The 21,104-nt window shown below is 63.4% G+C and carries 21 protein-coding genes; 18 read left to right on the forward strand and 3 right to left on the reverse strand.

The window, feature by feature from the left end:
* Positions 1-11 precede the first annotated feature (11 nt).
* The 6 genes from bchI to QWE_RS25205 are packed head-to-tail and all read left to right on the forward strand — an operon-like array spanning position 12 to position 6,685.
* Positions 12-1,061: a magnesium chelatase ATPase subunit I gene (gene bchI, locus QWE_RS04045; protein ID WP_006724808.1), complete on the forward strand. Its 1,050-nt coding sequence runs from the start codon at positions 12-14 to the stop codon at positions 1,059-1,061.
* Positions 1,054-2,889, forward strand: coding sequence for a VWA domain-containing protein (locus QWE_RS04050; protein WP_006724809.1), 1,836 nt, complete (start codon positions 1,054-1,056; stop codon positions 2,887-2,889). The genes bchI and QWE_RS04050 overlap by 8 nt, the downstream gene beginning before the upstream one ends.
* A complete protein-coding gene (gene bchO / locus QWE_RS04055) occupies positions 2,886-3,794 on the forward strand; it encodes an alpha/beta fold hydrolase BchO (RefSeq protein WP_006724810.1) in 909 nt (302 codons plus the stop codon). Before QWE_RS04050 ends, bchO begins: the two co-directional genes overlap by 4 nt.
* Positions 3,791-5,362 carry a phytoene desaturase gene (locus tag QWE_RS04060; RefSeq protein WP_006724811.1) on the forward strand — a complete coding sequence of 524 codons (1,572 nt, stop codon included), beginning with the start codon at positions 3,791-3,793 and terminating at the stop codon, positions 5,360-5,362. The genes bchO and QWE_RS04060 overlap by 4 nt, the downstream gene beginning before the upstream one ends.
* A complete protein-coding gene (locus QWE_RS04065; protein ID WP_006724812.1) occupies positions 5,359-6,528 on the forward strand; it encodes a phytoene/squalene synthase family protein in 1,170 nt (389 codons plus the stop codon). The genes QWE_RS04060 and QWE_RS04065 overlap by 4 nt, the downstream gene beginning before the upstream one ends.
* Positions 6,521-6,685: a hypothetical protein gene (locus tag QWE_RS25205; RefSeq protein WP_157790670.1), complete on the forward strand. Its 165-nt coding sequence runs from the start codon at positions 6,521-6,523 to the stop codon at positions 6,683-6,685. The genes QWE_RS04065 and QWE_RS25205 overlap by 8 nt, the downstream gene beginning before the upstream one ends.
* Here QWE_RS25205 and QWE_RS04070 read toward each other — a convergent pair.
* Entirely contained in the window at positions 6,682-7,512 is an 831-nt protein-coding gene (locus QWE_RS04070; RefSeq protein WP_202802973.1) for a carotenoid 1,2-hydratase, read from the reverse strand. The two genes, QWE_RS25205 and QWE_RS04070, sit on opposite strands and share 4 nt — an antisense overlap.
* A 17-nt stretch (positions 7,513-7,529) precedes the next feature.
* On the reverse strand, positions 7,530-9,113 hold the full coding sequence (crtD, locus tag QWE_RS04075) for a 1-hydroxycarotenoid 3,4-desaturase CrtD (RefSeq protein ID WP_006724814.1): 1,584 nt from the start codon (positions 9,111-9,113) through the stop codon (positions 7,530-7,532).
* Between the two features lie 109 nt (positions 9,114-9,222).
* Here crtD and QWE_RS04080 point away from each other — a divergent pair, with 109 nt between their 5' ends.
* From QWE_RS04080 to pufC, 12 genes are all read left to right on the forward strand, one after another.
* On the forward strand, positions 9,223-10,089 hold the full coding sequence (locus QWE_RS04080; protein WP_006724815.1) for a polyprenyl synthetase family protein: 867 nt from the start codon (positions 9,223-9,225) through the stop codon (positions 10,087-10,089).
* 4 nt (positions 10,090-10,093) lie between these two features.
* Positions 10,094-11,290 (forward strand): methyltransferase, encoded by a 1,197-nt coding sequence (locus QWE_RS04085; protein WP_006724816.1) that lies wholly within the window; start codon positions 10,094-10,096, stop codon positions 11,288-11,290.
* 112 nt (positions 11,291-11,402) lie between these two features.
* A complete protein-coding gene (gene bchC / locus QWE_RS04090; RefSeq protein ID WP_006724817.1) occupies positions 11,403-12,341 on the forward strand; it encodes a chlorophyll synthesis pathway protein BchC in 939 nt (312 codons plus the stop codon).
* Positions 12,338-13,345, forward strand: a complete 1,008-nt coding sequence (locus QWE_RS04095; RefSeq protein WP_006724818.1) for a chlorophyllide a reductase iron protein subunit X — start codon at positions 12,338-12,340, stop codon at positions 13,343-13,345. Before bchC ends, QWE_RS04095 begins: the two co-directional genes overlap by 4 nt.
* A gap of 15 nt (positions 13,346-13,360) precedes the next feature.
* Positions 13,361-14,944, forward strand: coding sequence for a chlorophyllide a reductase subunit Y (gene bchY, locus QWE_RS04100; protein ID WP_006724819.1), 1,584 nt, complete (start codon positions 13,361-13,363; stop codon positions 14,942-14,944).
* Positions 14,938-16,389: a chlorophyllide a reductase subunit Z gene (gene bchZ, locus QWE_RS04105; RefSeq protein ID WP_006724820.1), complete on the forward strand. Its 1,452-nt coding sequence runs from the start codon at positions 14,938-14,940 to the stop codon at positions 16,387-16,389. The genes bchY and bchZ overlap by 7 nt, the downstream gene beginning before the upstream one ends.
* Positions 16,390-16,433: 44 nt before the next feature.
* Entirely contained in the window at positions 16,434-16,667 is a 234-nt protein-coding gene (locus tag QWE_RS04110) for a hypothetical protein (RefSeq protein ID WP_157790671.1), read from the forward strand.
* Positions 16,668-16,782: 115 nt separating this feature from the next.
* Positions 16,783-17,004, forward strand: a complete 222-nt coding sequence (gene pufB, locus QWE_RS04115) for a light-harvesting antenna LH1, beta subunit (RefSeq protein ID WP_006724822.1) — start codon at positions 16,783-16,785, stop codon at positions 17,002-17,004.
* Between the two features lie 12 nt (positions 17,005-17,016).
* Entirely contained in the window at positions 17,017-17,214 is a 198-nt protein-coding gene (gene pufA / locus QWE_RS04120) for a light-harvesting antenna LH1, alpha subunit (protein ID WP_006724823.1), read from the forward strand.
* A 99-nt stretch (positions 17,215-17,313) separates the two neighbouring features.
* Positions 17,314-18,159: a photosynthetic reaction center subunit L gene (gene pufL / locus QWE_RS04125; RefSeq protein WP_006724824.1), complete on the forward strand. Its 846-nt coding sequence runs from the start codon at positions 17,314-17,316 to the stop codon at positions 18,157-18,159.
* Between the two features lie 14 nt (positions 18,160-18,173).
* Complete coding sequence (gene pufM / locus QWE_RS04130) at positions 18,174-19,139, forward strand: photosynthetic reaction center subunit M (RefSeq protein ID WP_040299508.1); 966 nt, start codon at positions 18,174-18,176, stop codon at positions 19,137-19,139.
* Positions 19,140-19,150: 11 nt separating this feature from the next.
* Positions 19,151-20,389, forward strand: a complete 1,239-nt coding sequence (pufC, locus tag QWE_RS04135; RefSeq protein WP_006724826.1) for a photosynthetic reaction center cytochrome PufC — start codon at positions 19,151-19,153, stop codon at positions 20,387-20,389.
* 180 nt (positions 20,390-20,569) lie between these two features.
* Here the strand turns inward: pufC and QWE_RS04140 are convergent, their stop codons facing one another.
* Positions 20,570-21,103, reverse strand: coding sequence for an isopentenyl-diphosphate Delta-isomerase (locus QWE_RS04140; protein ID WP_006724827.1), 534 nt, complete (start codon positions 21,101-21,103; stop codon positions 20,570-20,572).
* Between the last annotated feature and the right edge of the window lies 1 nt (position 21,104).

The following is a 21,104-nucleotide window of genomic DNA, read 5'->3' on the forward strand; positions in this document are numbered from 1 at the left end:
AGGCGGGACCCATGGCCCAACCATTCCCATTCGCCGCCATCGTCGCCCAAGAGGACATGAAGAAGGCCCTCCTGATGGCGGCCGTCGAGCCTCTGCTCGGCGGCGTGCTGATCTTCGGCGATCGCGGCACGGGAAAATCGACGGCAGTCCGCGCCCTGACCCAGCTACTGCCACCGATCGAAACGCGCGAAGGTTGCCGCTACAACTGCCTTCCGGCGGAACCACAATCCGCCTGCACCATCTGCAATCCCACAAGCGGCCTGAAGCCACCTGCGATCGTCAAGCATCGCGCACCGATGATCGATCTGCCCCTGGGGGCGACCGAAGATCGTGTCTGCGGCTCGCTCGACATCGAAAAGGCCCTGGTCGCCGGGGAAAAGCACTTCGAGCCCGGGCTCCTGGCCGCCGCCAACCGCGGCTTCCTCTACATCGATGAGATCAACCTGCTGGAGGACCATCTGGTCGACCTCCTCCTCGACGCAGCCGCCTCCGGCGTCAACGTCGTGGAGCGCGAGGGCCTGAGCATCCGCCACGCCGCCCGTTTTGTCCTCGTCGGCAGCGGCAATCCGGAAGAAGGCGATCTCAGACCCCAATTGCTCGATCGCTTCGGTCTTTCTGTCGACGTCCGCACCATCGACGATCTCGACCAGCGCATCGAGGTAATCCGCCGCCGTGATACCTACGAAACGGACCCGCGCGGTTTCATCAAGCTCTGGGCGAAGCGAGACGCAGCCGTCGGTCGCCGCGTAATCGCCGCGCGAAAAATCCTCCGTCAGGTCGAGATCCCTGATCCTGTGGTCAGGCGCATGTCGCAGCTCTGTCTGCGTCTCGGGATTGACGGCATGCGCGGCGAACTGACACTGATGCGCGCAAGTCGCGCCGCGGCCGCCCTTTCGGCGCGGCTACAGGTCACCTGGGACGATGTCGCAGATATCGCCCCCATGGTGCTTTGCCACCGTCTGCGCCGCGACCCGCTCGACGATGCCGGTTCTGCCCCCCGCATCGAGCGCGCTCTGGCGTCGATCGACGACACCGGCAAAGACCGTCACGCCCATGGCTGAACTTGGCCCCCACGATGCCTATGAGAAGACCCTTGATGACAGGGGCGCGGAACTCTGGGCGGATGCGCGGCTGGCAATCGAGCTGCTCGGCCTGGGAGGCTCGAGCCTCGGCGGCATCTGGCTGAAGGCCCGGTCGGGCGGCGTCCGCGATCTCGTCATTTCCCGACTTCAGGAACGCCTCGGGATCGGCTTTGTCCGCCTGCCACCCGGCACATCTGCGGCCAATCTCTCAGGCGGCGTCGATCTCGCGGCAACCGCTGCGACAGGAAGTCTCGTCCGGCAACAGGGTCTTCTGGCCCGGGCCGAAGGTGGCGGGCTGATGATACCCATGGCGGAGCGCCTCGACCCATCACTCGCAGCCATGGTCGCGAGCGCAATGGATCAACCTCAGGAGAGCGGGTTTTTGCTGGTCGCCCTCGACGAAGCACTCGATGACGAGGCCCCGCTTTCCAGCGGACTTGCCGATCGCCTTGCGCTGCGCATCGATCTCGATGGCATCGGCTGGCATCATGTGAACGGCCAGGAGGCAGAGCCGGCACGACCGTGGAACTCGCTGACCACTTGGCAGGATGTGACGATCAATGATCGACTGCTGAAAGGCCTTGCCACCCTCTCGCAGATGGCCGGCCATGGCTCGACACGCATATTGGCGCATCTCGCACGCACGGCACGAGTTCTGGCGTATCGCGAGGACCGTATGACAGTTGAGGAGCGCGACGCGCTGACAGCCCTTCGCCTTTGCCTTGGTCTGCGGCTGACGCCTCAGGCTGAAGCGCCCGCCGAGCAGCCGGAAGATCCAGCGACAGATGCTCCTCCGAAACACGACGAAGAACCGATAGGCCCCTTACCTTCGACGGATCCGGCCGATCAGGATCAAGAGAGCAACACCGACAACCCGACACAGCTCGACGTGCTGACGGAGATGCTGGCGGCCATCAAGGCAGGTGCGCTCTCGGCAGATCCTTGGCTCACCATCGCCCAGCGCCCCAGCCGCAATGCCGGCGGAGCGGGCAAGTCGGGCGACCTGCACAAGAATACCCGGCGGGGACGGCCTTTCGGCATTGGGCTAGCGCCGCCCCATCCGGAGGCCCGGCCCGACATCATCGCGACCCTGCGCGCAGCAGCGCCCTTTCAGCGCATCCGGGCCGCCCAGCGGCAGGCTCTGGGTGTGGCGAACCCTCGTCCATCGTCCGGAGCCACGGCGCCGCGCGCCTTTGTAAGCCGCGATGACTTCCGGTATCTGCGGCTGCGCCATGCAGCGCCCTCGACGGCAATCTTTGTCGTCGACGCCTCTGGCTCCACCGCGCTGGAACGCCTCGGCGAAACCAAGGGCGCAATCGAACAGCTTCTGGCGCGCTGTTATGTCCGCCGCGACGAAGTGGCCTTGATCGCCTTCAGGGGAACAAGCGCCGAGCTGCTTCTGCCACCGACCCGCTCGCTCACTGCCGCGAAACGCCAACTCGCCGCCCTTCCCGGCGGTGGACCGACACCGCTTGCCGCGGGGCTGAAAGCCGGCCTTGAACTTGCGCTCTCCGTCGAGAGACGCGGCAGCAGCGCTGTGCTTGTACTGCTGACAGATGGGAGCGGCAACATCGCCCTCGACGGTACCCCCGATCGAGCCCTGGCCGCCGAAGAACTCGCGCGGCTTGCCCGAAACTGCAAGGCGAGGGACGTGAAGACGATCTGCATCGACATTGCACGCCGCCCGCGCGAAAGCGTGACCACTCTTGCGAACATGCTCGGAGCCGAATTGCACATCTTGCGAAAAGCCGATGCCGGTCATGTGTCGCAGCTCGTGGACCGTTCGATGCAGGAGGCGCGCGCATGACACTCGGCCGCGATCGACTGGACTGGGAAACGGACGGCCGCAACTGGCCGAACCGAGACGCAAGCCAGTTCATGAAGACCAACACCTGTGACTGGCATGTCCAGATCGCGGGACCTGACACCGCACCGATGATCCTGCTGCTGCACGGTACGGGCGCATCCTCCCATTCCTGGCGCCACCTCCTGCCGCTGCTCAGCACGCGCTTCCGCGTCGTGGCGCCGGACCTTCCAGGCCACGGCTTCACCCGTCCGCGCGGACCAACAGACCTCTCACTTCCCGGCATGGTGCGGGCATTGACGGAACTGCTCTCCGGGCTGGATCGCTGCCCGGCTGTCATTATCGGGCATTCCGCTGGTGCTGCCATCGCCGTCACGCTGGCTGCCAGCAAAGCCGCTGCCGTGCCGCGCCATGTCATCGGCATCAACGGCGCCTACCTGCCGATCCGTGGCAACGCATTGTTTTCGCCGCTGGCCAAGGCGCTCTTCGCCAACCCATTTTCCGCTTCGATGTTCTCGCTGATGTCACGGGTGACGCCGCTCGGCAGCAACCTTCTGACCGCGACCGGCTCACCGATCGATGAGGAAGGGCGCGCGATCTACCGCATGTTGCTCGCCTCCCCCGCCCATGTTCGCGGCGCACTCGGCATGATGGCCGCCTGGGACCTGTCCCGCTTTGACGCCACCCTCCAGCGCCTGCCCTTCCCCATGACGCTGATCGCCGCCAAGGACGACCCCATGGTGCCGATCGAAAACTCTCAACACGCAGCGCGTCAGGCTACGGGGAGCCGGCTGGTGCTCACCGACAAGGGCGGGCACCTCCTGCATGAATGCCGGCCCGCCGACATCGTGCGGTGGTTGGACGAAGCCATCGGAAACGAAAGACCGAACGGAGCGGACGCAGCATGAATGTCGCCAGCCGTTTTCCCAGACACAAACCCAAACCTGTCGACAACAGACCGCATGCCGTCGTGATCGGTGCTGGTGTCGGGGGGCTCGCGACCGGTGCCCTGCTCGGCGCCAAGGGCTATCGCGTTACAATCATAGACCCGCTGGACGAGCCCGGGGGACGTGCCTATGCCCATCGCCAGGATGGTTTCACCTTCGACGCCGGGCCGACCATCATCACCGCCCCCTGGCTTTTCGAAAAGCTCTGGCATGACTGCGGTGGACGCCTGAGCGACGATGTCGAGCTCCGGCCAAACACCCCTTTTTACCGCGTGCGCTTCGACGACGGTACGGTCTTCGACTATTCCGGTGACCGCGCGGCGATGGAAGCGCAGATTGCCCGGATCGAACCCAGGGATGTCGCGGGCTATCGCAGCTTTCTCGACGAGAGCCGGCGGATCTATGAAGTCGCCTTCGAGCAACTGGCGCACAAACCCTTCCACAGCCTGCTGTTCACGGCAAAGACGCTTGCCGGTCTGGTGCGTCTGGGCGGCTATCGCTCCGTCTATTCGGTCGTCTCGAAGCATTTCAAGAGCGACAAGCTGCGCACCCTCTTTTCCTTCCATCCGCTGCTGATCGGCGGCAACCCCTTCTCGGCCACCTCTTTCTACTGCCTGATCGCCCATCTCGAGGGCAAATATGGCGTGCATCATGCCATTGGCGGGACGAACGTGCTGGTGCGCGGCATCGCCTCGCTCGTCACGCGCAACGGCGGACAGATACGGCTGAATGAAACCGTGACCGAAATCGAGACGGAGGGGCGTCGGGCAAAAGCCGTGCGCCTGGCCTCCGGCGAGCGGATCGCTGCCGACATTGTCATCTCGAATGCCGATCCCGCCACCACCTATGGCAAGCTCCTGAAGCAGCATCCCCGGAAACGCTGGACCGATGCCAAGCTTCAACGTGGCGACTATTCGATGAGCCTCTTCGTCTGGTACTTCGGCACGAACCGCCGCTATGACGATGTCCTGCATCACACGATGCTCTTCGGCCCGCGCTATCGTGGACTTCTCGACGACATCTTCCGCAACCACCGCCTCGCAGACGATTTCAGCCTCTACCTGCATCGGCCGACGGCGAGCGATCCCTCTCTGGCTCCGCCCGGCGGCGATGCCTTCTACGTCTTGAGCCCGGTGCCGAACCTTCAAAGCGGGACCGACTGGAACGAGGCAGCAGAAATCTACCGCCGCAAGATCGAAAAACGGCTTGAGCAAACCATGCTGCCCGGTCTTTCAAAGAGCATCGTCTCCTCGCGAATTGCGACCCCGCTCGACTTCCGCGACAGGCTCCTCTCCTGGCAGGGAGCCGCCTTCGCGCTTGAACCCAAGCTCTTTCAGAGCGCCTGGTTCCGCCCCCACAACAAGAGCGAGGAACTCGACAATCTCTTCCTCTGCGGTGCTGGCACCCATCCCGGTGCAGGCCTGCCCGGTGTCGTGTCGTCTGCGCGTATCGTCGCAGATCTGGTGCCGGATCCGGCGTCCCTGCCTGGCGGCCATTGGGAAGGAAATGGAAGAGGATCTGCACAATGACAGACACGCACCCGTCCTACTCCGAAGCCCATCTGGCACGTCCGACGATCCGTCGACCAATTCTCCTGAACTACGGCTTTTCCGGCGATTTCGAGGATCAGAGGGCCTGTTCGGCTGCCATTCGCCGCGGGTCCAAATCCTTTCACCTCGCCTCTCTGCTTCTGCCAGGGCCGACCCGCGAGGCCGCCCGCGCGCTCTATGCCTTCTGCCGGCATTCCGACGACCTGATCGACGATCCGCGCAGCGGCATGCCAGCCCTTCAGCGCCTGCGCGAGCGGCTGGACCTGATCTATGCCGGTGACCCGGCACCCTTTGCCTGCGACCGTGCCTTCGCACGGGTGGTGCATGACCATGCGATCGCCAAGCCGGTGGTCGAAGCCCTGCTCGACGGTTTCGCCATGGATCTCGATGGCCGGCGCCACGCGACCATCGACGACGTGAAAGCCTATGCGACCTGTGTGGCTGCAAGCGTCGGGCTGATGATGGCATCGGTGATGGGCGTCAGTGACAGGGCAGCACTTGCCCGCGCGGCCGACCTCGGGATTGCGATGCAATTGACCAACATCGCCCGCGATGTCGGAGAAGACGCGCGAAACGGAAGACTCTACCTGCCGCTCGACTGGCTGGAAGAACAGGGTATCGACGTCGCGGCATTCCTCGAAAATCCGCAATTTACCCCCGCGCTCGGTCTGGTGGTGAGGCGGCTGCTCGACGAAGCCGCCCGCCATTACCGGCTCGGGCATGCCGGCATCCGCAGCTTGCCTAAACCCTGTCGTCACGCGATCCGCACAGCCGCCCTGGTCTATGAGGCGATCGGCCAGGGCATCGCGGACAATGGCTATGACAGCGTCAACCATCGCGCGACGACAGGGCTCAGCACCAAGATTGGACTCCTGCTGAAGGCACGTTCCGACGATAGCCGTTGGACAGCGACGGCCGTGCGAGACCTCCATGCAAGCACCGAACCCGTAGCGCGCGCGCTGGTGACACTCAGCGGCGTGTTGCGGGAGAGTGCACCAATGCAACGTGCTGATAAGCCTACCTCCGATGCGGAAACGGCCGTCGGACGGGTCACCGACATCCTGCTCAGGCTGCATAACGACGCTCGACTTGAGACGCTGAGACGCCGAGAGGCGGCGCGAGAAAAGGCGGCGAGCCTTGCTTGAGCATTATTTCGGCATCATCGAAGCCATCTTCGTCTTCAGTCTGGCGATCGCCTTCTATGTCTGGCAGATGCGCGATCTGAAAAAGGCGAAGCTCGAAGCGGAAGCCCGCGAGCGACAGGCGTGTCAGCAGGAGACGGGCGAGCCAGGAAGCGATTAGGTGTGCCGCGGCATACGAAACGGAAGCATCATCCTGACGACCGGATTTGCCAGCCGGCGACAATCGAGCGTCTCGTGCATCATCTCGACCGAATCCCCGGCAACGACCGTTTCGACCAGCGAGCGCCGGTAGAACGGCGTATCTTCCAGAACGCTTTTCAAGACGGGAGTTGTGCCGCCGTCGCAGGCGATCCCGCCGCCGACGCCCCAGAACCCACGCTTCAGCGATTGTCGCGGCGGGGGATCGAAGTCCGATATCGCACCGTCACGACCACAGACGAGGCCGAAACGGCTGTTCGTGCCGTCGGCAAGCACTGAATCATAGAGTATGACGGTGCGGCCATCGCCCACATTGCCCCTGGCCCAGTCCCAGCCGGAAAAATCCTTCTCGAGCGGACGCACGCCATGGTTCATGTCGTGATAGCCCGTGCCCGTCCATCCACCATCGGGCAGCGCCTCGCAGGCGACGGTGACCCGCCCATTGGGGGCGACCGGCTGCCAGATGTGAAACCCGCCCGCGTCGAGATCATAGGCCCGCGCACCGAGACAACCCGGCACTAGCCGGATGTCGCCCCGCATGCGTTTCGGCAGGATGCGTTGTCCGGGCCAAGGCAGGAAGATCTCGTCGAAGGTGATCACGAAACCTGACCCATCATAGCGGAACGAACTGTTGCCGATCGCCAGGGAGTGCCGGTCGCGCGTGAGCCGGGCCTTGCCACGCTCGGTCATCGCCCAGGCGTGACCCTGCGGCCCATAGAGTGCAACATTGAAAGCGATATGCTCTTCCGGATCACGCCGGCCCGACCAGTGATAATAGGGCGAAAACACGGAGCCTATGAAGGCAATCACCGTGAAGGCGAAATGTCCGCAGTCGCTCGTTCCGTCGGCATACCACCAGTGATAGCCGCCGGGCTCGACCGCCGGGTCAAAGGCCGGTCCGCCATCAACCGTTCGGCCGCGAGCTTGCCGGAGAGCGCCGCCATCGGCAGTCCCGGTCCCGGATGCACGCTGCCCCCCGCCAGATAGAGCCCCGGCACCGGCCCCTCCGACCCCGGTCGGGCAAAGGATGCCATCCACCCGTGCGAGGCCATCCCGTAAAGGGCTCCCCCTGTTCCCGGATAGAGGCTCGCAAAGCGATCCGGCGTGGTGATACTCGCCGCAGCCCGTTGGTTCGAGAGCGTCAGACCGTTCAGCCCCAGTCGCCGTTCCATGCTCTTCAGACATGCATTGACCTCGCTTTCATCGAACCGGTGACGATCGCCATCCGCCGGGAGGTTCATCAGGGCATAGATACGCTCCGCTCCGACACCGCCTGCCTGAGGACGACCGGTCGCATCGCGGTCCTGAGCGCAGAGATAGACGGTCGGATCGGAAGGTGCCTCGCGCCGTTTAAAGATGGCCTCGAACTCGCGCTCGTAGTCGTCGGAAAAGAACACCGTATGGTGAGCGATTGGCACGCCCGTTGGCTCGGCGACGCTGCATGACACCAGAGCCGACAGAGACCGTTGTGCCCGGCCGCGAGCCGGGTCCGGAGGCGAGGCACCGATCAGCCGGGGCAGCGCGGCGACATCTCCGTTGTAGACGATCTGCCGGGCCTCGACCTTTCGGCCGCTGCGGGTGACGACCCCGGACACGGCCCGCCGTGAGGGATCGATGAGGATCTCATTGACCGGGTCACCATACCTAAACTCGACGCCGAGCTCGACGGCCAGCGCTTCGAGACGCGTGGCAAGCGCCCTGATCCCGCCCTCGACGGTCCAGACACCCTCTTGCTCGACATGCGCGACCAGCATCAGCGTCGCTGGAGACAGATACGGCGAGGAGCCGCAATAAGTGGCATAGCGGCCGAAAAGCTGGCGCAGCCGGACATCGGAGAAATAGCTGCCCAGCGCCGACCAGAGCGTCGAAAACGGCTTGATAGCCAGCAGATCAGCCGGGCGACCGAGCCCGATGCGGCGGGAGAGCGAAACCGGGTTGGGCCTGGAAGCGTCGATGAAACTGTCTTTCAACACCTCGAAAGTCCGCCGGCTGTCGGCCGCGAAGCGGCGGTATCCCTCGGCCTCGCGCCGTCCGGCAAAGTCTCCGATCGCCCTGATCGTTTCGTCCTGGTCGGCATGCAGATCGAGGCAGGCACCACCCCGCCAGTAATGGCGCGCGATCACGGTCGAGGGGACCAGCTTGAGGTCATCGTCCATCCTGCGCCCTGTAGCGGCAAAAAGCGCCTCGAAGACCCATTTCATCGTCAGCACCGTCGGGCCCGCATCGAAGCCTTTGCCGTCGACTTCGACACGACGCATCTTACCGCCGGCCTCGGTCTGCGCCTCGCAGACGACGACGCGATATCCGGCAGCGGCTGTTCGAATGGCCGCAGCGAGCCCAGCCATGCCGGCACCGATCACCAGTACTGTGTCGTCAGTCGAAACAGGCACCTTCGTCTCCTGTGGCCAGTTGACTTACGGACTTAATGTGTCAATCTTGATTTACACATTATTGAGTTGCGCAAAATTTACAACAGCGCATTCTCTGGAGGTCAACCCAATGGATTTCCCCGAGCGCATTGAAACCGGCATGCAGCGCGCCTTGCGTTATGCGACCGCCAACGGATGCCCACCCATCCTGGCAAAAGCCCTGAAGCATGCGGTATTTCCCGGTGGTGCGCGCATAAGACCACGGCTCTGCCTTGCGGTCGCGGCCGCCTGCGGTGACCGCGAGCCGAATGCCGCTGACAGTGCTGCCGTCGCCATCGAACTCTTGCATTGCGCATCGCTCGTGCATGACGACATGCCATGCTTCGACAATGCGATGACGCGTCGTGGGGCGCCAAGTGTGCATGCCCAATTCGGTGAAGAGATCGCGCTTCTTGTCGGCGACGGCCTGATCATCGCAGCCTTCGAGACGGTCGCGCGGGAAACGCAGCAGACACCGCTTCTCACCGCACCGATGATCGCCACCATCGCCAAGGCGGTGGGCAGCCCTTACGGTCTCGTGGCCGGTCAGGCCTGGGAAAGCGAACCTGAAATCAACATCACCGCCTACCACCGCGCCAAGACTGCCTCGCTGTTCAGCGGCGCCGTGTCGACCGGCGCGATCGCCTCGGGCGGCAATCCGAGGGAATGGCTGGTGCTGGCAGATGCGCTCGGCGCTGCCTATCAGGTTGCCGACGACCTCTATGACGCGGTGGGCCAGTCCGATGCCGGCAAACCGGCCGGACAGGATAGCCGCAACGGCAAGCCGAACATCGTCGCGAGCATCGGCCTCGAAGCGGCGCTGGCTCGCCTGAAGAGCCTCGTCATCGAGGCCGTCGACAGCGTCCCCGACTGCCCCGGTGCGGATGCATTCCGCGCAATGATCCGCAACGAAGCGACGCGGCTGATGCCGAAAACGCTCGCCACCAGCGCGGCTTAGGATCATGGACACCGGAGGCGGAAGAGGCTTCGACGCCAGCCCGCCGATCCGAACCAGCAAGACACGAGCGGAGCGTTCGCAAAGCCTCCTGCAGTCTGTCGCGATCAGTCTTCGTCTCTGGCGAAGCCGCCAGATCGCCTCGCCTCGCTTTCGCGCATTCGTTTCGCGAATGCCGCTGCTGCGGCAGATCGCCAACCGCAAGGCCAATCATCTGTTTCGCCTGACAACAGGCTTCGTCCACACCCAAATCCTGTCTGCCTGTGTCGGCCTCGGGGTCTTCGAGGCACTGGACGGCGAGGCATTGTCGACGAACGCGATCGCGACACGCTGCGGCTTGCCCCCCGACGCCATGCGGCGTCTGCTCGAGCAGGCAAGGCGACTCGATCTCGTCGTCAGCCCTGCGCTCGATCTCTGGCTGCTCTCCGATGCCGGAACGGTGCTTGCCGCCGATCGCGGGCTGCGGGAGATGATCCGGCACCATGACATGTTGTACCGCGATCTCGCCGATGCGCCCGCCTTTTGGCGCGGCGATCGCAGCGATACAGAACTCCGCCGCTACTGGGCCTATGTAAGGGGCAGCGACCCCGCCAGCATCGGCAACGAGGAGGCGGCACCCTACTCCGCCCTGATGCGCGAGAGCCAGGCGATGCTGGCAGACTGCCTTCTTTCATCCCATGACTTCGGCCAATACCGATCCGTCCTTGATGTTGGCGGCGGCGAAGGCGCATTCCTCGCAGCCATTGGCGCGCGGCACCCCTCGACACGGCTCGCGCTGTTCGACTTGCCCGCTGTTACCCAGCTTGCAGCCCGCCATCTGCAGGAGCGCGGCCTTCTGGCGCGCAGCACGTTGCACCCGGGTGATTTCACCCGCGATCCCATTCCGGCCGACCAGGATTGCGTGACGCTGATCCGGATTCTCTGCGATCACGATGACGACCGCGTCCTGAAGATCCTTGCAAACCTGCACAGGCATCTCGCGCCCGGCACTCATCTCCTGGTCGCGGAAGCCATGGCCGGCACGACGGACGGCCCCAATCTCGCAGCCATCTATTTCACCAGTTATTTCACCGCCATGGGCTCCGGCCGCTGCCGGACTGCCGGTGAAATCATAGCCCTTCTGGCCCGCAGCGGCTTCGTCGGCGCAAGCGTCGTCACGACCACAAATCCCCTGCTGGCAGGCCTTGTGATCGCCAAGCGCTAATTGTTCCGTGAACTTCACGGTCCAAAGTGTAAATATAGATTGACACTTTGATGCGTAATCTTAAGATGACATTGGGAGCAGAAAGCATCCCGTGTCCGGGGAGGGCACGACAATGCGCAGTTCAGCCATCGTCTTTGAAAAACCGGGAACACTCGCCGTCAGGCGATTGGCGCTCCGCGCGCCCGAGGCGTCGGACGTGGTTGTCGAGTCCTGCTTTAGCGGTGTGTCGAGTGGCACCGAGAAGATGCTCTACGAGGGCACCATGCCCGCCTTTCCGGGCATGCGTTATCCCCTGGTCCCAGGCTACGAGACGGTTGGTACAGTGGTCGAGGCGGGCCTGGACTCGGGCCGCTCTGTCGGCGATCAGGTCTTCGTCCCGGGCGCCAATTGTTATGAAGATGCTGCCGGACTGTTCGGTGCCAGCGCCGCATGGCTCGTCGTTCCCGGTGCCCGCACCGTCAAGACCCATTTCCAGCATGCGGAAGAGGCAGCGCTGCTCGCGCTGGCAGCAACCGCATACCATGCCGTCTGTCGATCGGCCCATGCGGCCACAGTTGTCATCGGCCATGGCGTCCTCGGCCGCCTGATTGCCCGGATTGTCATGGCAACCGGGCATCCGGCCCCGACCGTCTGGGAGACACGCCTTGCCCGCCGTGACGGAGCGACCGGATATGTCGTCGAGACACCGGACGCCGCCAGCGACCAGCGTCACGACGCCATCATCGATGCAAGCGGCGATTCCGCCGTCGTCGACAAGGCGATCGCGCGCCTCAACCGGCGCGGAGAACTCGTGCTCGCCGGCTTCTATGGCGAACGGCTCGACTTTGCCTTCCCGGCGGCCTTCATGAAGGAAGCCTCGATCGCCATCTCCGCAGAATTTACGCCTAACGACGTCCAGGCGGTGCTCGCACTTGTCGATGCCGGGCGCCTCTCCCTAGGCGGCCTGATTACCCACCATTCCGCCCCATCGGATGCGACCTCCGCCTATCGGACCGCATTCAACGACCCCGACTGCCTGAAAATGATCATCGACTGGAGGAATGCCGCATGAGCCTCGACCTCGCACAGGACGGCCTGGAGCGCCTGCAGGAAAATCTTCGCGAAGAAGCCGCCATCGAACCCGATGCTCCGGCCACCGGCAAGGTGACCAAGGACACGCAGATCATCGCGATCTACGGCAAGGGCGGAATCGGCAAGAGCTTCACGCTCGCCAATCTCTCCTACATGCTGGCCCAGCTCGGCAAGAAGGTGCTTTTGATCGGCTGCGATCCGAAGAGCGACACGACCTCTCTGCTGTTTGGCGGCCGCGCCTGCCCGACAATTCTCCAGACTGCATCGCGCAAGAAGGAAGCCGGCCAGGAAGTCTCGATCTCCGACGTCTGCTTCAAGCGCGACGGCGTCTTTGCCATGGAACTCGGCGGACCGGAAGTGGGCCGCGGCTGTGGTGGCCGCGGCATCATTCACGGCTTCGAAACGCTGGAAAAGCTCGGCTTCCATGACTGGGACTTCGATTTCATCCTGCTCGACTTCCTCGGCGACGTGGTCTGCGGTGGCTTCGGTCTGCCGATTGCTCGCGACATGTGCCAGAAGGTCGTGGTGGTCGGGTCGAACGACCTCCAGTCGCTCTATGTCGCCAACAATGTCTGCTCTGCGGTAAAATACTTCCGCAATCTCGGCGGCAATGTCGGTGTCGCGGGTCTCGTCATCAACAAGGATGACGGCACGGGTGAAGCCCAAGCCTTTGCGGACGCCGTTGGCATCCCGGTGCTCGCCTCGATCCCGCAGGACGACGACATCAGGCGCAAGAGCGCGAACTATCAGATCATCGGCACGCATGAGAGCCATTGGGGTCCCCTCTTCGAGGCGCTCTCGATCAATCTTGCCGAAGCACCGCCGATCCTCCCCAAGCCGCTCGATCAGGACGGCCTGCTCGGCCTCTTTGACGCCAGTGAGACAGGCGCCGATTACAAGCTCCAGCCAGCTCTGCCGGAAGACATGTGCGCTACGGGCGCTCTGAAACGGCCGTCGCTGGAAGTCGTCTACGACAACGTGTGAGATCGGGTGAGCATCATGGATGACCTTCGCAAGGAATTCGAGCTGGACGACGCCAACGGGATCGCTCCCGTCGGCAACGACGCCGCTGTCCTTGCCGACGGCGTGGCGGAAGACACATCGGGAATCGGTTGCCATGGCGGCGTAAAACTCTCGAAAGCCGCCGCCCGTGCCGCCGGTCAGGGCGAGTTGATGGATCGGTTCGAAGCCGATTATCCCAAGGGTCCGCATGACCAACCGCAATCCATGTGCCCCGCTTTCGGATCGCTCCGCGTCGGCCTGCGCATGCGTCGTGTCGCCACCATCCTCTCGGGCTCGGCCTGCTGCGTCTACGGCCTGACCTTCACCTCGCATTTCTACGGCGCCAAACGCTCAGTCGGCTACGTGCCCTTCAGCTCTGAAACGCTGGTCACTGGCAAGCTCTACGAAGACATCGTCGAGGCCGTGCACCAGATGGCGGATCCGGAGAAGTTCGATGCGGTCGTGGTCACTAATCTCTGCGTTCCCTCGGCCTCGGGCGTGCCTCTGCGCATGCTCCCACGCGAAATTGATGGCGTCCGTATCGTCGGCATCGACGTACCAGGCTTTGGCGTGCCGACCCATGCGGAAGCGAAAGACGTGCTCTCGGGCGCCATGCTTGCCTATGCACGCCAGGAAATCGGCGAAGGTCCGGTCCAGCGCCCGCGTGGCGGTTTGAAGGACCGGCCGACAGTCACCCTGCTCGGCGAAATGTTCCCGGTCGATCCGGTTGTGATCGGCGGCATGCTGGAGCCGATGGGCTTGGCAGCCGGCCCGACGGTCCCCGTCCGCGAATGGCGTGAACTCTATTCCGCGCTCGACTGCGCCGCGGTCGCTGCGATCCATCCCTTCTACACGGCGAGCATCCGAGAATTCCAGGCGGCCGGCCGCCCGATTGTCGGCTCGGCCCCGGTGGGCATCGACGGAACGGATGCCTGGCTGAAGGCGATCGGCGACAGCTGTAACGTCCCGGAGGCCAAGACAAATATCAGCCGTAACGCGATGCGCGGCGCGATTAAGGCAGCGCTCGCCGAACACAGGATCAATGGCCGCATCACGCTCTCGGGCTATGAAGGCTCCGAACTGCTGGTCGCACGCCTGCTCGTCGAACTCGGCGCCGATCTGCGCTATGTCGGCACGGCCTGTCCGAAGACACCCTATAACCGCGAAGATGCGGAGTGGCTGGCGGCCCATGGCGTCGAACTCCGTTTCCGCGCGTCCCTGGAGCAGGATCTGGCCGCCTTCCAGGAGTTCAAGCCGGATCTCGCCATCGGCACGACCCCTGTGGTGCAGAAGGCCAAGGAGAGCGCCACCCCTGCCCTCTACTTCACCAACCTGATCTCAGCCCGCCCGCTCATGGGTCCGGCCGGTGTCGCCTCACTGCCAGCGGTCATCAACGCCGCGATCGGCAACAAGGACCGCTTCCTCACCATGAACGCCTTTTTCGAAGGCGTCGGCTCGGGCGATAGCGCCGGCATCTGGGAAAACGTGCCTGAAGACCGCAGCGCCTATCGCAAGAAGTTCGCCGCAAAGGTCAAGCAGTCCCGCAACGCCGTCGACAATGGGGAGAGCGTCGGATGCTGATCCTCGACCACGACAGAGCCGGCGGATACTGGGGCAGCGTCTATGCCTTCACCGCGATCAAGGGCCTCCAGGTCATCATCGACGGCCCCGTGGGCTGCGAGAACCTGCCGGTGACCTCGGTGCTCCACTATACGGACGCCCTACCGCCGCACGAACTGCCGATCGTCGTTTCCGGCCTGTCGGAAGACGAACTCGGCCAGCACGGCACCGAAGGCGCGATGAAGCGGGCCCGTCTCGCCCTCGACCCGGATCTGCCGGCCGTCGTCGTCACGGGCTCGATCGCCGAGATGATCGGCGGCGGCGTGACCCCGGAAGGCTCCAACATCGTCCGCTTCCTGCCCCGCACGATCGACGAAGACCAGTGGCAGAGCGCCGACCGCGCCTTGAAATGGCTTTGGACCGAATTCGGCCCGAAGGGCGGCAAGGTCCCGGCTCCACGTCGCCGTCCTGATGGTGCCAAGCCCCGCGTCAACATCATCGGCCCGATCTACGGCACCTATAACATGCCGTCGGACCTCGCCGAGATCCGCCGCCTCGTTGAAGGCCTTGGCGCCGAGATCAATATGGTCTTTCCGCTCGGCAGCCATCTCGAAGATGTTCGCAAACTTGCCGACGCCGATGCCAATATCTGCCTCTACCGCGAATTCGGCCGTCTGCTCTGCGAAACACTCGATCGCCCCTATCTGCAGGCACCGATCGGCATTCATTCGACGACGGCATTCCTCCGCGAACTCGGCGACATGCTCGCGCTCGACCCTGAACCCTTCATCCTGAAGGAAAAACACACGACGCTGAAGCCGCTCTGGGATCTCTGGCGCTCCGTCACCCAGGACTTCTTTGCCACCGCGAGCTTCGCGATCGTCGCCAACGAGACCTATGTGCGCGGCATCCGCAATTTCCTTGAAGAGGAAATGGGCCTGCCCTGCAACTTCGCGATCCCGCGCAAGGCCGGATCGAAGACGGACAATATCGAGGTCGCGGAGCTGACCGCCAAAAAGCCGCCGATGATCATGTTCGGCTCGTTCAACGAGCGCATGTACATGGCCGAGCGCGGGGCCCGCGGCAAGTTCGTGCAGCTGTCCTATCCCGGCGCCATCGTCCGCCGCCATCCCGGCACGCCGGTCATGGGCTATTCAGGTGCGGCCTGGCTGATCCAGGAAGTCTGCAACGCGCTGTTCGACATGCTGTTCGACATCCTGCCGCGCGCCGGAGAGCTCGATGCGATCGAGGCAACAACGGCCCGTCCGCGCACGGAAATGGCCTGGCAATCCGATGCCCAGGCCTCGCTCGAAAAATTCATCGGCAACGAGCCGGTCCTCGTCCGCATCTCGGCCGCCAAGCGGCTGCGGGAAGCAGCGGAACGCGAAGCCCGCCGTGCCGAAGACCACGAAGTTACCCGGGATCATGTCGAAACGGCCGCCCGCCTCGAGGGAGCCTTTGCATGACCATCGGAACGACACCCATCAACGGGACAACTGGAGGCAAAGCCATGATCACTGCAACCCGATCCGATCAGGACCTGCGTCGACATCGCGACCGCCAGTCCGAGCGCCAGAACATGCGGCGCCTCTATCTGCTGCTTTATCCGCTGTGCCTGTGCGCAGCGCTGACATCCAGGCTCTCGGGCCATGCGGAAGACGCCGCCGAGCGGCCCGCTCAATCCATTTTCGCCGAGGCTCGCTCCTCGGCCTACGCAGCTGCCGGTTACGCTTTCCACGCGTAACCCGATCCGTTTGCCGGTGTTCTCGACACCGGCAGAAACCCGGCAGGTCTCCTCAAGACCTTCCGAAACCCCGCCGCGGGGGCGCCGCGGTGTTCGAGACTAGGAGGTGAATTTGATGGCTGAAACATCAAATGTTTCACTTTCGGGTCTGACCGAAAGCGAAGCGCGCGAGGTCCATGGATTCTTCATCCAAGGCTTCATGATATTCACGGCGATTGCCATCGTCGCGCATATCTTGGTCTGGATGTGGCGTCCCTGGATCCCGGGTCCGGAAGGTTACAGCTCTCTCGAGGGCATTAACCAGACGGCTCTCACGCTTCTGCCGATGTTGACCTGAGGAGGACGCGATATGTGGAGAGTCTGGCTTATGTTCGACCCGCGCAAGGCGCTGGTTGCACTGTCTGTATTCCTGTTCACGCTTGCGATCCTGATCCACTTCATCCTGCTGAGCACGGAACGCTTCAACTGGCTGGAGGGCAGGCCCCTCACAACCAGTTCAATCGAGCATTCGATCTCTGAAGGTGTGGATCTCCGGCTCATCGGCTGAAGAACCAAGACGGCAGCGGGCGGCACTTCGGTCTCGCCCGCCGCCAAATGGCATGACCCGACAACGCCGCCTGGCTGATCACCTCTGGAGGAAACGAACATGGCGCTGCTGAGTTTTGAACGCAAATATCGCGTACGAGGCGGGACGCTGCTCGGAGGCGATCTCTTCGATTTCTGGGTGGGGCCATTCTATGTGGGCTTCTTCGGCGTCACCACGGCATTCTTCGCGATCCTCGGGACGGCACTCCTGATCTATGGCGCGGCCATCGGTCCGACCTGGAACATCTGGCGGATCTCGATCGCGCCACCCGACCTGTCCTACGGCTTGGCGCTGGCGCCACTGAAGGAAGGCGGTCTCTGGCAGATCGTGACCGTCTGCGCGCTCGGCGCCTTTATATCCTGGGCGCTTCGTGAAGTGGAGATCTGCCGCAAGCTCGGCATGGGCTACCACGTACCCTTTGCCTTCTCAGTCGCGATCTTCGCCTATGCGACGCTCGTCGTTATCCGTCCGTTGCTGCTCGGCGCCTGGGGTCATGGTTTCCCCTACGGCATCTTCAGCCACCTCGACTGGGTGTCGAACGTCGGCTACCAATATCTGCATTTCCATTACAATCCGGCGCACATGATCGCGGTGACCTTCTTCTTCACCACGACGCTGGCGCTCTCTCTGCACGGTGGCCTCATCCTGTCAGCCGCCAATCCAGGTGCATCGATCACCGAGGCTGGCAAGCAGGCCGAGGTGAAGACACCCGAATACGAAGACACCTTCTTCCGCGACATCATCGGCTACTCGATCGGCACGCTCGGCATCCACCGCCTCGGCCTGATCCTGGCGCTGAACGCGGGCTTCTGGAGCGCCGTCTGCATCGTCATCAGCGGACCGTTCTGGAACCAGGGCTGGCCGCAATGGTGGAACTGGTGGCTGACGCTGCCGATCTGGAACTGAGGGGGGACCAGACAATGTTTTTAGCGCAGTATCAAAACATCATCACGCCGATACAGGTCAGCGGTCCGCTGGAAGAAGGTATGCCTCTGCCCGCAGGCGACAGCCCGCGCGCCGGCAAGCCAATGCTGGTGCAGCTCTTCGGCATGATCGGCAACGCCCAGATCGGACCGATCTATCTCGGCTATCTCGGGACGCTCTCGCTGGTCTTCGGCTTCATCGCCTTCGAGATCATTGGCCTCAACATGCTGGCTTCGGTCGGCTGGGATCCGATCCAGTTCGTTCGCCAGCTATTCTGGCTGGGGCTGGAACCGCCACCGGCGCAATATGGTCTGAAGGTCCTGCCGCCGCTCGCGGAAGGTGGCTGGTGGCTGATCGCAGGCTTCTTCCTCACCATCTCGGTCCTGTTGTGGTGGGTGCGCGTCTACCGCCGCGCACGTCAGCTGGAGATGGGAACTCATGTCGCCTGGGCTTTCGCCGCCGCAATCTGGCTCTTCCTGGTGCTCGGTTTCATCCGTCCGCTGTTGATGGGCAACTTCTCGGAAGCCGTGCCCTTCGGCATCTTCCCGCATCTCGACTGGACGGCCGCATTCTCGATCCGCTACGGCAACCTCTACTACAATCCCTTCCACTGCCTCTCGATCGTCTTCCTCTATGGCTCGGTCCTGCTCTTTGCGATGCATGGCGCAACGATCCTGGCCGTTGGCAAATACGGCGGTGAACGCGAGCTGGAACAGATCACCGATCGCGGTACTGCCTCCGAACGTGCAGCCCTCTTCTGGAGATGGACCATGGGCTTCAACGCCACCATGGAATCCGTCCACCGCTGGGCCTGGTGGTTCGCGATCCTCACCCCCATCACCGGTGGCATCGGCATCCTGCTCACGGGCACTGTCGTCGACAACTGGTACCTCTGGGGCATCAATCACGGGATCGTCTCCCCGCTGCCGGGCTATCCCGGTGTCGTCGACCCGGCGCTTTAAGGAGAAGGACGATGAAACTCTGGATTCCCTTCGCTATCTCCGCCGGTTCCCTGCTGACGATCGCGAGCTTCGTCGGCGCCGGATGGGATGCTCCACCCGTCGAAAGCGAACAGATCGGCTTTCGCGGTACCGGCATGTATGTCCACCGGGATGTCGAAAATCAGGAAGCATTGAAGCTGGCAAACGTCGTGCCGCCCGCCCCGTGGGAAGCGGACCCTTCGGGGGACCGGGCCGGCGACATCTATGAAAACGTCCAGGTTCTCGGCGATCTCTCGGACGATCAGTTCAACCAGTTCATGGCCTCGATCACCGAATGGATCGCACCGGAAGCTGGCTGCAACTACTGCCACAATCCGGAGAACCTCGCATCCGACGAGGTGTACCAGAAGGTGGTCTCTCGCCGCATGATCCAGATGACCCAGGCGATCAATGTCGACTGGCAGAGCCATGTCGGTCAGGTCGGCGCCACCTGCTACACCTGTCACCGCGGACAGGCGATCCCCGCCAACTACTGGTACGAGGATCTCGAGCCGAAGCCGGCCGGCGGCATGACACAGAACCGTGCGGGACAGAATGTCGTCGCAATGTTCGCCGGGAATTCCTCGCTGCCGCAGAATGTCCTCAAGGACTATCTGCTCGACGCAAAGCAGATCCGCGTGCATTCCACCACAGCGCTGCCGACAAGCGCCAATCTGGCTGGCACCAAGGAAACCGAGGCCACGTGGTCGCTGATGATGCACATGTCGGAATCGCTCGGCGTGAACTGCACCACCTGCCACAACTCCAGAGCCTTCAACGCCTGGGATGAAAGCCCGCCGCAGCGCGTCACCGCCTGGCACGGTATCCGCATGGTCAGGGACATCAACGCAAACTACATGGTCGGGTTGACTCCGGTCTTCCCGGACATCCGCAAGGGGCCGGAAGGCGATGTCTTCAAGGTCGGCTGCGGCACCTGCCATGCCGGTGTTCAGAAACCGCTCTACGGCGTCTCGATGCTGCAGGACTATGCCGACTCGCTGACGAGGAAGGGACCGACGGAAGTTCCAGACTTTGCGAGCTACCAGCCCGGCACGACCCAGAGAATGGCACCTGCGGGCGACGCCCCGACGACCCCGGCCGCCCCTGCGGACGTCACCCCCCCGGTCGATCCGGTCGAAGCCGCACCTCCGGCAGACCCCGCCGCCGTCACGCCACCGGCTGACCCGGCGACACCCTCGACACCTGCGGCGACCCCGCCCGCAACGCCCTAAAAGGCGGACCACAATGAAAAGGGGAGCTCTCGAGCTCCCCTTCTTTTTGTCCTCGATCGAATTCGCTGACTGACGTGGCCAGGCTCAAGCCTCAAGGAGCTGAGCGGATTAAACCCGCATATGGGCGCACGACGGCATTGATCGCGGCTGGATCATGAGAGGGAGAGGCAGGCCGGAGGGTCAGGCAGCTTCGGCGAAACTCAAGCCGGGGAAGCGCTGAAGATAGATGCGGAACCATGGCGTGAAATCCTGCGGGCGCTCACGCACCTCCCGCATCAGTTCACGAGGGCCAATCCAGCGGGTTTCTTCGACCTCGCCTTTAACAGGCGCGATCTCAAGTGCCCGGCTGTCGACTTGAGCGCTGAACAGCGTCACGCGCTCGTGCTCCTTCAGCCCCTGACCGACATCGGCGGCATATTCGACCGTCTGATGACGGGTGAGCGGGACACTGAAGCCGAGTTCTTCGGAGAGGCGGCGCTCGGCGCAGTCCTCGACCGTTTCCTCCCAATGCGGATGGGTGCAGCAGGTATTCGCCCAGAGTCCGGCACAGTGGTACTTCGTCGAGGCACGTTTCTGGATGAGCAACAGGTCACCGTCGAAGACGAAGACGGACACGGCAAGATGCAGTTGGCCGTCGAGATGCGCCTGCATCTTTTCGATCGGATAAAGCGATCCGTCACCGGCAATCGCCGGAATGTAAATGCTGTCCGTCATC

The organism is Agrobacterium albertimagni AOL15 (assembly GCF_000300855.1).
GTDB lineage: Bacteria > Pseudomonadota > Alphaproteobacteria > Rhizobiales > Rhizobiaceae > Allorhizobium > Allorhizobium albertimagni.